Annotated in this window: 13 protein-coding genes; 8 read left to right on the top strand and 5 right to left on the bottom strand. The window is 63.9% G+C overall.

Going from position 1 to position 12,519, the window contains the following annotated elements:
* Positions 1-3: 3 nt before the first annotated feature.
* The 4 genes from BLS75_RS14245 to BLS75_RS14230 form a co-directional block, all read right to left on the bottom strand.
* Positions 4-204 (bottom strand): SEC-C metal-binding domain-containing protein, encoded by a 201-nt coding sequence (locus BLS75_RS14245; RefSeq protein ID WP_007923047.1) that lies wholly within the window; start codon positions 202-204, stop codon positions 4-6.
* A 6-nt stretch (positions 205-210) separates the two neighbouring features.
* On the bottom strand, positions 211-696 hold the full coding sequence (locus BLS75_RS14240) for an LEA/WHy family protein (RefSeq protein WP_072451123.1): 486 nt from the start codon (positions 694-696) through the stop codon (positions 211-213).
* Between the two features lie 64 nt (positions 697-760).
* Positions 761-1,237 carry a YchJ family protein gene (locus BLS75_RS14235; RefSeq protein ID WP_011059615.1) on the bottom strand — a complete coding sequence of 159 codons (477 nt, stop codon included), beginning with the start codon at positions 1,235-1,237 and terminating at the stop codon, positions 761-763.
* A gap of 4 nt (positions 1,238-1,241) precedes the next feature.
* Positions 1,242-1,739 (bottom strand): DUF6231 family protein, encoded by a 498-nt coding sequence (locus BLS75_RS14230; protein ID WP_072451122.1) that lies wholly within the window; start codon positions 1,737-1,739, stop codon positions 1,242-1,244.
* Positions 1,740-1,929: 190 nt separating this feature from the next.
* On the opposite strand from BLS75_RS14230, the gene BLS75_RS14225 reads away from it, so the two are divergent.
* The 3 genes from BLS75_RS14225 (at position 1,930) to BLS75_RS14215 (ending at position 3,898) form a co-directional block, all read left to right on the top strand.
* A complete protein-coding gene (locus BLS75_RS14225) occupies positions 1,930-2,619 on the top strand; it encodes a PA1041 family peptidoglycan-binding anchor lipoprotein (RefSeq protein WP_011059617.1) in 690 nt (229 codons plus the stop codon).
* 249 nt (positions 2,620-2,868) lie between these two features.
* The gene (locus BLS75_RS14220; RefSeq protein ID WP_011059618.1) at positions 2,869-3,147 is read left to right on the top strand and encodes a DUF1145 domain-containing protein; all 279 of its coding nucleotides are present in this window, start codon (positions 2,869-2,871) and stop codon (positions 3,145-3,147) included.
* Positions 3,140-3,898, top strand: a complete 759-nt coding sequence (locus tag BLS75_RS14215) for a hypothetical protein (protein ID WP_072451121.1) — start codon at positions 3,140-3,142, stop codon at positions 3,896-3,898. The genes BLS75_RS14220 and BLS75_RS14215 overlap by 8 nt, the downstream gene beginning before the upstream one ends.
* A 58-nt stretch (positions 3,899-3,956) precedes the next feature.
* Here the strand turns inward: BLS75_RS14215 and BLS75_RS14210 are convergent, their stop codons facing one another.
* Positions 3,957-4,421 carry a CopD family protein gene (locus BLS75_RS14210; RefSeq protein WP_011059620.1) on the bottom strand — a complete coding sequence of 155 codons (465 nt, stop codon included), beginning with the start codon at positions 4,419-4,421 and terminating at the stop codon, positions 3,957-3,959.
* Positions 4,422-4,520: 99 nt separating this feature from the next.
* Here BLS75_RS14210 and dinG point away from each other — a divergent pair, with 99 nt between their 5' ends.
* The 5 genes from dinG (at position 4,521) to pdxH (ending at position 12,514) form a co-directional block, all read left to right on the top strand.
* Positions 4,521-6,665: an ATP-dependent DNA helicase DinG gene (gene dinG, locus BLS75_RS14205; RefSeq protein ID WP_015634399.1), complete on the top strand. Its 2,145-nt coding sequence runs from the start codon at positions 4,521-4,523 to the stop codon at positions 6,663-6,665.
* A gap of 93 nt (positions 6,666-6,758) precedes the next feature.
* Positions 6,759-9,146, top strand: coding sequence for a beta-galactosidase (locus BLS75_RS14200; RefSeq protein WP_072451120.1), 2,388 nt, complete (start codon positions 6,759-6,761; stop codon positions 9,144-9,146).
* Between the two features lie 160 nt (positions 9,147-9,306).
* Positions 9,307-10,452 (top strand): EstA family serine hydrolase, encoded by a 1,146-nt coding sequence (locus BLS75_RS14195; protein WP_019094465.1) that lies wholly within the window; start codon positions 9,307-9,309, stop codon positions 10,450-10,452.
* A 140-nt stretch (positions 10,453-10,592) separates the two neighbouring features.
* Positions 10,593-11,843: an OmpA family protein gene (locus BLS75_RS14190; protein ID WP_015634402.1), complete on the top strand. Its 1,251-nt coding sequence runs from the start codon at positions 10,593-10,595 to the stop codon at positions 11,841-11,843.
* Positions 11,844-11,866: 23 nt separating this feature from the next.
* Positions 11,867-12,514: a pyridoxamine 5'-phosphate oxidase gene (gene pdxH / locus BLS75_RS14185; RefSeq protein WP_011059625.1), complete on the top strand. Its 648-nt coding sequence runs from the start codon at positions 11,867-11,869 to the stop codon at positions 12,512-12,514.
* Positions 12,515-12,519 lie beyond the last annotated feature (5 nt).

Raw genomic sequence — 12,519 nt, 5'->3', positions numbered from 1 at the left:
AGGTCAGGCGCCGTGGCACTTCTTGAATTTCTTGCTGCTGCCGCATGGGCAAGGGTCGTTGCGGCCAACGTCTTTCAGTGCGTTGCGTACCGGCTCCTGGTGAGCGTGGTTGCAGTGCGGGCCGTGAACATGGCCATGGTCGTGATCGTGATGGTCATGATCGTGGTTGCAGTCAGGGCCATGGACATGAGGTTGCTGGGTCATTGCGGGTTACTCCGGGATAAAATCGCCGGGAATTATCACGCCATTGCGCTTCAGGTGCACGTCCTGGCCGATGAATAATCCGATTTCCAGTTTCCCTTCGAGGCGGTAGGGGATAGGTCGCTCGGGCTTGCGCAGCAATTTCACCACATCGCGGATCTGCGGCCACAGGTTGGTCCGCACCGGCACCTTGAAAAAGCGGCTGCTGTGGGGCGTGACGGTGAACCAGTGTTCGTGCTCGCCTTCGCTGAGCAGGAAGCGCTCCAGGTAGACCTTGTAGGTCAGGCGACGCACGGTCAGGTCGCTGTCGTTGGGGTTATCCACCCGCAGGTGCAGGGTGAAGCGTTGTTCCAGCAGGTTGGCCTTGACCACCTCGACCTTGACCAGATGCACCGTCGGGTCGACGGACTCATCGCTGAACCAGGAGGCACACCCCGTCAGGCCCAGCGCGCCGAGCAGGCACAAGGTTCGTAACGCACGCAGCTCACCGATCATTGCAAGAATCCCTCTGGATGCCGGTGCCCATCCTGGGCCCGGGTTGGTATCGGCCAGTCGCGGCTCAGCGGCTGAAGTAGCTGGCGCAGCACTTCTTGAACTTGTGCCCGCTGCCACAGGGGCAGGCGTCGTTGCGGCCGGATTTGAGGGGAACCGTGGGGTCGATGAAATACCAGCGTCCCTGGTTCTGCACGAAGGATGAGCGTTCGCGGTGGCTATGCTCGCCCTGGCTGTCGTGCCAGCGGGCAGTAAAGGTGACAAAGGCATGCTCGGGCTGGCCGCCGAAGACTTCCGAGCTTTCGACCTGCAACCCCAGCCAGGTGCTTTGGGCGCTCCAGTCGCTGATGGACTGGCGATCCAGGCCCGCCTGTTGCGCCGGCAGGGTGGTGGCCAGCAGGTAATCCACCTGCCCCAGCACATAGGCGCTGTAGCGCGAACGCATCAGGGCTTCCGCGCAGGGCGCGGGATGGCCGGCATGGTAATGGCCGCAGCAGGCATCCAGCAGGTTGCCGCTGCCGCAGGGACAAATCGAGGCACTCATTGTGTTACCACCAATACTTTCCAAAGTTTTCCGGGTTTGCCCAGAATCGTGAATTGAGCCAATCGGGCACTTGCTTGTATTCAAGCAGATCGTAGGTGAACAGGGTCAGGACCTGTTCATCGCGCTGAAAGCGTTCGCTGGCCTGCAACGCCAGGGAATAGAAGTCGGTTTCCTGCCAGCCGCAGGCCTGCAGATCGGCCAGTACGGCGATCCGGCTGGCATTGAGGTTGCGAATGCCCCCAAGCAGGTTCAGGCCGTCGCGCTTGGGCAAGTGCTCCAGGCAATCCACGGCCAGGGCCAGGTCGAAACGCCGCGCTGCCAGTTGCGCAGGCAGAGGGCCGGGTACCGCCTGGGCCACTTGGGTCGTGGGGTGGGCCTCCTTGAAGGCAGCCAGGGCAGGGAAGTCGCTGGCACCGATCAGCAGCAGCTGTTGTGGTGCGTAGCGATCCAGCAAAGCCGCCAGGGCCTGCTGCGGGGTACGGTTGGAAATGCCGGCGCTCATCTTAGCTCCTCGGTCAGAACGCTAAAGACTAGCGTGCCGGCATCTGCGGGCCTAGAGCGGTTCACCACTAAATCGGCGAACCTCCCGTGTTTACAGGGCGAAACCGGTGATAGCAAGGTGCTGGCGCAGATGAAATGCGCGGTCTTTACTCCGTGAATCGGCCTTGAGCCGATCCCTCAGGAGAAATCAGATGAGCATCATTCGGACGGCAGTACCCCTGGTTCTGTTAACCAGTGTGTTGACTGGTTGTGCAGGTTTGCAGAAAACCGACTGGCCGATCTGCGCCGCGGTAGGTGGCGTCACGGGCGCGGCGCTGGGCGCCACCGAAAGCTCCTCGTGGGCGGGCGGCGGCGCACTGGTAGTCGGTGGCCTGGCGGGTGCGTACTGCTGGGTAAAAGGTGATGGCGACGAGGACGGCGATGGCGTGCCGGACAGCCGCGACAAGTGCCCCCACACACCCAGAGGCGTCCAGGTCGATGCCAACGGCTGCCCACCACCGCCACCAGTGGTAGAAGAGGTGGTAGTGGTCAAGGAAGAAACCATTGTCATTCGTGATGTGCACTTCCATTTCGACTCGGCCAAGCTGACCGATGCCGACAAAACCAAGCTCAACACCATCGTCACCCGACTGAAACAGGAGGCGTCGAGTGCCCAACTGCGAGTGACCGGCCATACCGACAGCGTCGGCAGCGATGCCTACAACCAGAAACTCTCGGACAAGCGCGCCCACTCGGTCGTGGAGTACCTGATCAGCAACGGCATTCCCCGCAGCAGCTTCGTCTCGGTAACCGGCGCCGGTGAAAGCAAGCCAGTGGCGGATAACAAGACCGCCGAAGGCCGGGCGATGAACCGTCGTACGGAAATCCAGATCAACCGCTGAAACCCCAGGGCCTGTGCGGCGACGAGCCGCACGTGGCCGCCTCTGCTCCTGTGCCAGGGCCGTGCTGATGGCGCAGGAGCCTTTGATCCCGGTGCCTTCTCGGCGATGGGCTCAGCCTGTCTGTAACGGGCGATCCTCGTCGATCCGGTGGCTAAACAGCCACTTCGTGAAGAATTTTCATTCCCCTCTGGCTTACCCCCGGGATAAGTCGTTACTGTGCGCGCAAAGAATAATTTACGAGGGGAGCGTATGAAGGTTTTATGGGGGCTGGGGAAGTTTCTGACCTTGGTTTTCTGGTTGGTGGTGCTGATCAACCTGGCCAGGCCGTTGATCAACCCGCTGCATCTTCTAGTGAATCTGGCGGGCAGCCTGTTGCTGCTGACCCATTTGCTGGAACTGCTGCTGTTCAACGGCAGCCTCAAGGATCGGCCACATCCCTGGCGTGACCGGCTGTACATCCTGCTGGTGGGGATCTTCCACCTGCAGACTCTTCCTGCTCCTGTCGTTGTCGAGGCCGACCATGCGTAAGCTCTGCCTGCTGGCTCTTTTCTGCAGCCCCCTGGCCATGGCCCAGGTGGTCAAGGTCGAAACCAACTCCCTGATGCGTCTGCCCAATACCGCCAGCACTCTGCAACTGGAGCGGCTGGAAGTGGCGGACTATGGCACCTTGCTGATCCCGGCCAATGTCACCGAACTCAAGGTGGACGAACTGCGGCTGGGGCATGAGGCGCGGATCGCCATCGTCCCTACCGAACAGAGCCTGCACTTGACTGTTCGCCGTGCGGAGCTGGAAGCGGGCAGCCAGATCACTTCCCGCGGCGCGCCGGGTACCTACCTGAAGGCCGCCAAGCCGGGGCGCAACCTGAACCTGCGCATTGAGTCGTTACAGGCCGAGATGCTGTCCGTGGATGCCCGGGGCGGTGCCGGTGCGCCGGGTTATGTCGGTCTGGATGGCGCCAATGGCCAGGAACCGGGCTGCGCCTGGGGCAGCGCGGGGCGTGGGGCTGACGGTGACAATGGCGGCGATGGCCGTCCTGGTGCGGCAGGCGCCCAGGTCCGGGTGGAACTGCCGCGGGACTTCCCCAGCGAGCAGATCAAGGTCTGGGTCGATGGTGGCGCAGGCGGGCTGGCCGGTGCCGGTGGCAAGCCGGGTGCGGGCGGCAAGTCCAAGGGCTGCCTGGTGTACCGCACCGACGGTGGCAAGAGCGGACGGCCCGGCGCCCAGGGGCAGCCCGGCCCGGCCGGCGAGCCTGGCGCGCTGACGGTGCAGCGCCTGTAACGTAACGTTTGCGTTGAACCTTGCCCGGCCGCCCGCTTCTGTAGCGGGCGGCCTGTTTTCAGAAGGTCGGCCGGGCCGCCGCCAGGGCGACCAGCACCAGGCCGATGATCAGGTTGCTGCCCACCAGCCGGCGGATCTTGCCCAGCGCCGCGGCGCCAGCGGGCCAATCCTCGGCCGCTACTGCCTTGCGCAGCTCCGGCAACTGCAGGGACTGGATGCGGATGAACAGGGCGGTCATCACCAGGTACAGGCCCATCATGATCTGCACATACTTGGGCGCGGTTTCAAAGCCGCTGAAGCGCAAATGCAGCAGGCCGATACCGCTGATCGGCAACAGCACCACGGCGATCCACACCCAGACGAAAAAACGCGGAAACACTTGCGCCCACAGCTTCAGCCGCGCCGGCCCCTCCAGGGCCACCATGGCCGCCGGGCGCAGGACCATCCAGGCGAAGAACATGCCGCCGACCCAGACCAGGGCGGCCAGGACATGCAGGGTGTAGGCAAGGGCGAAAGGGGTCATTCGGGTACTCCGTTCTGCGCGGGATGAATTAGCGGGGTATGATAGCGGCCGATTCGAACCACTGAAAATTTATCCAGCGTTTTGTGCGCCCGAAAAACCATGATCAGCAACGAACTCAAAACCACGATCCAGGGCGCCTACTCGCGTTTTCTCGAAGCCAAGAGCCTCAAGCCGCGTTACGGCCAGCGCCTGATGATCGCCGAAGTGGCCAAGGTCCTGGGTGATATCGACACCGACGACGAAGGCCGGCGCAGTGGCGACCCGGCGGTGGTCGCCGTGGAAGCCGGCACCGGTACCGGCAAGACCGTGGCCTACAGCCTGGCGGCGATTCCCACGGCCAAGGCCGCCGGCAAGCGCCTGGTGATCGCTACCGCCACCGTCGCCCTGCAGGAGCAGATCGTCTACAAGGACCTGCCCGACCTGATGCGCAACAGCGGGCTGAACTTCAGCTTCTCCCTGGCCAAGGGCCGCGGTCGCTACATGTGCCTGTCCAAGCTCGACATGCTGCTCCAGGAAGGCCACGCCCAGACCGCCACGGCCCAGCTGTTCGAGGAAGAAGGCTTCAAGATCGAAGTGGATGAAGCCAGCCAGAAGCTGTTCACCAGCATGATCGAAAAACTCGCCGGCAATAAATGGGACGGCGACCGCGACAGCTGGCCCACTGCCCTGGAAGACGCCGACTGGGCGCGCCTGACCACCGACCACAGCCAGTGCACCAACCGCCATTGCCCGAACTTCGGCCAGTGCGCCTTCTACAAGGCTCGGGAAGGCATGGGCAAGGTCGATGTGATTGTCACCAACCACGACATGGTCCTGGCCGACCTGGCACTGGGCGGCGGCGCCGTGCTGCCGGACCCGCGCGACACTCTCTATGTGTTCGACGAAGGTCACCACCTGCCGGACAAGGCCATTGGCCACTTCGCCCATTACACCCGCCTGCGCTCCACTGCCGACTGGCTGGAGCAGACCGCCAAGAACCTCACCAAGCTGCTGGCCCAGCACCCGTTGCCGGGTGATCTGGGGCGCCTGATCGAGCAGGTGCCGGAGCTGGCGCGGGAGATCAAGACCCAGCAGCAGTTCATGTTCACCGCCTGCGAGCAGATCGCTGATTTCCGCACCGGCGAGGACATGGAAGGCCGCGAGCGGCCACGCCACCGTTTTGTCGGCGGGCTGATCCCCGAGCACATGCGCGAGATGGGCCTGGAGCTGAAAAAGGGCTTTTCCCGTCTCACCGACCTGTTCACCCGCCTGACCGAGTTGCTCAAGGAAGGCATGGATGGCGAGGTCAACATCGGTATCGCCAGCAACCAGGCCGAAGAGTGGTACCCGCTGTTCGGCAGCCTGCTGGCCCGTGCCTCGGGCAACTGGGAGCTGTGGACCGCGTTCACCATCGAGGACCCGGAAGACAATCCGCCCATGGCCCGTTGGCTGACCCTGGCCGAAAGCGGCTCGCTGTTCGACATCGAGGTCAACGCCAGCCCGATCCTCGCTGCGGAAATGCTCCGGCGCAATCTGTGGAACGTGGCCTACGGTGCCCTGGTTACGTCGGCGACCCTGACTGCCCTGGGCACTTTCGACCGTTTCCGCATGCGCGCCGGCCTGCCGAAAAAGGCCGTGACCGCCGTGGTGCCGAGCCCTTTCCACCATGCCGATGCCGGGGTGCTGCGGGTGCCCGACCTGCGGGCCGACCCGCGGGACGCGCCGGCGCATACCGCGGCGATCATTCGCGACCTGCCGGAACTGGTGGAGGGCTCGCGGGGCACCCTGGTGCTGTTCTCCTCGCGCAAGCAGATGCAGGACGTGTTCGACGGCCTGGACCGGGACTGGCGCAAGCAGGTGTTCATCCAGGGCAACCTGTCCAAGCAGGAAACCCTGAACAAGCACAAGGCGCGGGTCGACGGTGGCGATTCCAGCGTGCTGTTCGGCCTGGCGAGTTTCGCCGAAGGGGTTGACTTGCCCGGGGCCTACTGCGAACACGTGGTGATCGCCAAGATCCCGTTCTCGGTGCCGGATGACCCGGTGGAGGCGGCGCTGGCGGAGTGGATCGAAGCCCGTGGCGGCAACCCGTTCATGGAAATCTCGGTGCCGGATGCATCCCTCAAGCTGGTCCAGGCCTGCGGTCGCCTGCTGCGCACCGAACAGGACCGCGGCACCATCACTCTGCTGGACCGCCGTCTGGTCACCCAGCGCTATGGCAAGGCTATCCTCAATGCCTTGCCGCCGTTTCGCCGAGAAATATCTTAAGCACGGCCCGCATATTTGCGTGCCGTGCTGTCTATTTCATGTCACCGCTTCAGCACCGGCCGTTCATCGGTCTTTAGGGAGAGCCAGGTTCATATGATTCGCCGTTCGTTGCCCGCTGTATTTGCCCTGTTGTTTGCCGCGCCCGTCTGGGCGGCCCCTGCCGGACAACAGACGCTGTTCAACTTTGTCCGACCTGCTGCTGTGGTGCAGGTGGCGACACAGGATGCCAGCCTGCCGCAATCCAACGCAGAGCAAACGGCCGAAGGCGAAGTGCTGCGGCGCATCATCTTCAACCCCACGAGCCGGCCGAGCCTGAGCCTGGCGCCCCAGAGCGGGGCCTGGGACTGGTCACAGTCGGGGATGATGAGCCTGCGTATCCAGAGCGCGATGAACTGGGCCCTGACCCTCTACGTGACCATCCAGAGCAATGATGGCAAGACCCTGGTCAGCCGCGTCGACCTGCCGGCCGGCCCGGCGCAGACCCTGCTGGTGCCGCTGGTGGCCAGCAGTCCGCTGAGCCAGGGCATGAAGGCCGCGCCACCGATGCCGATGACCCTGGACGGCCAGCGCATCCTGCTGGCCAGCAGTGAAGGGCAACTGGATCGCAGCCAGGTGGTGTCGGTGACCTTGTCCATGGACAACCCCAAGGCGGCCCAGAGCATTCTGCTGGAGCGTTTCGGCGTGCAGGACGGCGAGGGGGTGATCAAGGCGGTCTACGGTTCCCTGGTGGATGCCTACGGTCAATCGACCCGGGCCCGCTGGCCGGAAAAGATCACCAGCGACGATCAGCTCAAGGCGGCCGACGCCAAGGAGCAACAACAGCTCCAGGGCTGGCTGGGGGAGCGCGAGAAGGCTTCGCTGGACAGCTACGGTGGCTGGAACAAGGGGCCGAGCTTTAAGGCCAGCGGTTTCTTTCGCACGGAAAAACGAGATGGCCGCTGGTTCCTCGTGACCCCGCAGGGGCATCCGTTCTATTCCCTGGGGGTCAATACTGTGGCGCCCGACAACAACCAGACCTATGTTGCGGGCCGGGAATGGATGTTCGGCGCCTTGCCCAAGGACGACGAACCCCTGGCGGCGTATTACGGTCAAGGCGACAACCGTGGCGGCAATGGCGCCGACCAGGGCCGTGGCTATGGTTCAGGGCGCTGGTATGACTTCTATCAGGCCAACCTGCAACGAACCTACGGCAAGCCCTGCACCGCGGACAGTGCCACTGCGCAGCAGGCGCCGGCCGACACCTCGCCGGCGCCCCGGGCAACTCCTTGCGTGGCACCGGCCTTCGACCAGAAACGCTGGGTTGGCCACACCCTGGACCGCTTGCAGGCCTGGGGCTTCAATACCATCGGCAACTGGAGCGCTCCGGCCCTGGGGCTGGCCGACCGGGTGCCTTACACCTTGCCGCTGTCGATCGTGGGTGATTACGCCAGCATCAGCACCGGCAGTGACTGGTGGGGCGGCATGCCGGATCCTTTCGACCCGCGCTTTGCCATGGCCACCGAACGTGCCGTCGCCATTGCCGCCCGCGACCATCGGGACGACCCCTGGCTGATCGGCTACTTTGCCGACAACGAATTGGCCTGGGCTGGCCCCGGCGACGATGCCAAATCCCGCTATGCCCTGGCCTACGGCACCCTGCGCCTGACCACCGACGTACCGGCCAAGCGCGCGTTTCTCAAGCAACTGCGGGACAAGTACCGCAACCAGGCCGGGCTGTCGAAAGCCTGGGGCATCGACCTGCCGGCCTGGGAGTTGATGGAAGACCCGGGGTTCGTGCCGCCGTTGCCGAGCCCGGAGCACCCGGAGATCGAGGCCGATTTCAAGTATTTCCAGAAGGTCTTCGCCGATACCTACTTCAAGACCATCTCCGACTCGCTGAAATGGCACGCCCCCAATCACCTGCTGCTGGGCGGGCGGTTTGCCGTGAGCAACCCTGAGGCCGTGGCTTCCTGCGCCCAGTACTGCGATGTCCTGAGCTTCAACATGTACACCCTCAAGCCCCAGGACGGTCAGGACTTTGCCTACCTGCGCAGCCTCGACAAGCCGGTACTGGTGACCGAGTTCAACTTCGGTTCCCGGGATCGCGGTCCGTTCTGGGGCGGTGTGACCGAGCTGGCCCGGGAAGAGGACCGTGGCCCGGCCTATGCCAACTTCCTCAAGCAGGCGGTCAGCGAGCCGTCGATTGTCGGCGTGCACTGGTTCCAGTACCTGGACCAGCCGGTGACCGGGCGCTTGCTGGACGGTGAAAACGGCCATTTCGGCCTGGTGGGCATCACCGATGTGCCGTTCCAGGGCTTTGTCGACAGCGTGCGCAAGAGCAACCTGCAGGCCATTGACCAGTTGGGCAAGGCCGCGGAGCAGGCTCGGGTCGAGGCGGAGCAGGCCGTGGCTGGCGAGCATGGGGGCGATGGTGCTGACAAAGGCCGCGCCGGCAAGGGCCCGGGCGGGCACGCCGGAGGCCATGCCGGCAACGGTCATTGACATTCACAAGGCCTGAGCGGCTTTCCGGGAAACCCCGGGCAGCCCTCTGAAACGAGGGTTTGCCGGTGATAGCCGGCAGCTCGCCGGCTGTTCCCAAATGCCTTCGGGGCTGGAACAATGCGCGCCACGTTGTCGAGCATTGTTGCAGGGGGAGTCAGGGGTGCAGATTCAAGGTCATTACGAGCTTAAATTCGAAGCGGTACGCGAGGCGTTCGCGGCCCTGTTCGAGGACTCCCAGGAGCGTGGCGCGGCGCTGTGCATCCAGGTCGGCGGGGAAACCGTCATCGACCTGTGGGCCGGTACCGCGGACAAGGACGGCGCCGAGGCCTGGCACAGCGACACCATTGCCAACCTGTTCTCCTGCACCAAGACCTTTACCGCGGTCACCGCCCTGCAGTTGGTGGCCGAGGGCAAGCTCAAGCTGGATGCTCCCGTGGCCGACTACTGGCCGGAATTCGCCGCGGCGGGCAAGGCAGCCATTACTTTGCGCCAGTTGCTCTGCCATCAGGCCGGCCTGCCGGCAGTACGCGAGCTGTTGCCCGCGCAAGCCCTGTACGAATGGCAGACCATGGTCGATGCCCTGGCCGCCGAGCAGCCCTGGTGGACGCCCGGTGAGGGGCACGGCTACGCAGCCATCACCTATGGCTGGCTGGTGGGCGAGTTGATCCGGCGTGCCGATGGGCGCGGGCCGGGGGAGTCCATCGTGGCCCGGGTCGCCAGGCCTTTGGGACTGGACTTCCATGTCGGCCTGGCCGATGAGGAGTTCTACCGCGTGGCGCATATCGCCCGTGGCAAGGGCAATATCGGCGATGCTGCGGCCCAGCGCCTGCTGCAAGTCACCATGCGCGAACCCGATGCGATGAGTACTCGGGCGTTTACCAACCCACCGTCTATCCTGACCAGCACCAATAAACCCGAGTGGCGGCGCATGCAGCAGCCGGCGGCCAACGGCCACGGCAATGCCCGCAGCCTCGCCGGGTTCTACAGCGGCCTGCTGGACGGCAGTTTGCTGGAAGCCGACATGCTCGAAGAGCTGACTCGGGAACACAGCCTGGGCATGGACAAGACGTTGCTGACCCAGACCCGCTTCGGCCTGGGTTGCATGCTCGATCAGCCCCAGGTAGCCAATGCCACCTTTGGCCTTGGCGCGCGGGCGTTCGGGCATCCGGGGGCAGGGGGCTCCATCGGTTTTGCTGACCCGGAGCATGATGTGGCGTTCGGTTTTGTGACAAATACCCTGGGGCCCTATGTATTGATGGACCCTCGGGCACAGAAGCTGGTGCGGGTTTTGTCGGATTGTCTGTAAAAAGGTTGCTGTTAAGAACTTTTTTGCTTAAACATGCTTGGAAAGCTGCAGGATGGAACCCTGTGGCTTTTATAATTTCCAAGCGTCTGTTTGTAACGGTTGTTTAGACCGAATTTTTTATCTCATTTTGTGGATATCCCATGTCGTCGAACAAGTCTCTAGCCTTGGCCATCTGCCTGACCGTTACCGGTTGCGCGCAAACCCCACAAAATGAAGCGGATGGCGGCCATTGGTGGTCATTCGGCTCCGATAAGGCCAGCAGCAAGGAAACCGCAGCTGCGCCTGAAAAGCCGGTTGCCACCACTGAAGCCGCACCTGCCGCTTCTGCAAGCAAGCCTGCGGTAGTAGCCAAGGCCGCTGCACCGGCCCCTGCTGCCAAGAACACAGCCGCTGGCAAGCACCCGGCCCCTGCGGCCAAGGCCGCTGCTGGCGCCAAGCCGGCGCCTGTCGCTGCTGCCGAGCCCGCTCCAGCTCCAGCGCCGGTCGTTGCCGCAGCCCCTGCCGCTCCTGCCGCCAAGGCCGAGAGCAGCAAGTGGTGGTGGCCGTTCTCCTCCAAGGATTCTTCCGACAAGCCAGTGGCCGAAGCGAAGAAGGCCGAGCCTGCCCCAGCGCCGGCAGTGGCAGCGGCAGCCGACTCCGAAACCCACTGGTGGTGGCCGTTCCCCAAGAGCCAGCCCAAGCCTTTGAGCAAGGTCAATGTGGCGGACATCCCGATGCCCGACCCGAAAATCACCCAGGCCTGGCTGGACGACTACGAGCCACGCCTGCGCGAAGCGGTGAAGGACAGCAAGCTGCAGATCGAGCGTCGTGAAAACGTGCTGGTGGTCACTGCGTTGGTAGATGCCTCGTTCAACCCGGATCGTCCAGCCATGTTGCTGCCGGTCACCCTGGGTCCGTTCACCCGCGTCGCCAAGGCGGTGGAAGGTGATCCGAAGACTGCCGTACTGATTCTCGGCCATGCCGACGCCACCGGCCCGACCCTGGCCAACCAGAAGCTGAGCCGTGATCGTGCCCAGTCCGTAGCGGCGATCTTCAGCCTCAGCGGCCTGAAGCAGGACCGCCTGATGCTGCGTGGCATGGGTTCGGTGATGCCGCGTGCCGCCAACGACAGCCCCCAGGGTCGCTCGCTGAACCGTCGGGTGGAAATCATGCTGACCCAGCGCAGCACCATGCTGGGCCTGCTGAGCAAGTACAACCAGCCGACGCCTTCCGAGACTGAAATGGTTGCCGTACAGGATGCCGTGCCTCCAGTACCCGCGGCTTCTGCCAAGAAAGCGGCGCCTGCGAAGAAGGCTACCGTGGCCAAGAAGCCGGCAGCCAAGAAGGCTCCGGTGAAGAAGGCCGCCGCCTCTTCGAAGACCGCAACGGCTACCGCCCAGGCTAAAAACTGATTTTCAAGGATAAGGAAGCAGGCATGACTCAGTCCCTGGCTGATATGCGCCGCGACTACACTCGCGACGGCTTGTCCGAGGCGCAGGCCCCGGCTGAACCTTTTGCGCTGTTCCACCAGTGGTTCGCCGATGCGGTGAAAACCGAGCAACCGCCGGTGGAAGCCAATGCCATGACCGTGGCGACCGTCGATACCGATGGTCGCCCTCACTGCCGCATCCTGTTGCTCAAGGGCCTGGATGAGCAGGGCTTCACCTTCTTCACCAACTACGAGAGCGCCAAGGGCCAGCAGCTGGCTGCACGGCCCTTCGCCGCCATGACGTTCTTCTGGCCGACCCTGGAGCGTCAGGTGCGGATTGAAGGACGGGTGGTCAAGGTCACTCCACAGGAGTCCGATGCCTATTATCAGGTGCGTCCCCTGGGCAGCCGGCTGGGAGCCTGGGCTTCACCGCAGAGCCGGGTGATCGCCGATCGTGACGAACTGCAAGAGTTGCTCAAGGCCACTGAGGCTCGCTTCAGCGATAGCCAGCCCGATTGCCCGGAACACTGGGGTGGTTATCGCCTGCTGCCGGAGCGCATCGAGTTCTGGCAGGGGCGCCCCAGCCGACTGCATGACCGTTTGAACTATCGCCTGCAAGGCCAGGAGTGGGTCCGCGAACGTCTGGCTCCTTGATCGGA

Origin of the sequence: Pseudomonas sp. NFPP12 (assembly GCF_900103205.1) — a bacterium.
GTDB classification, from domain to species: domain Bacteria; phylum Pseudomonadota; class Gammaproteobacteria; order Pseudomonadales; family Pseudomonadaceae; genus Aquipseudomonas; species Aquipseudomonas protegens.
This window is presented reverse-complemented; position numbering and strand designations above follow the sequence as displayed.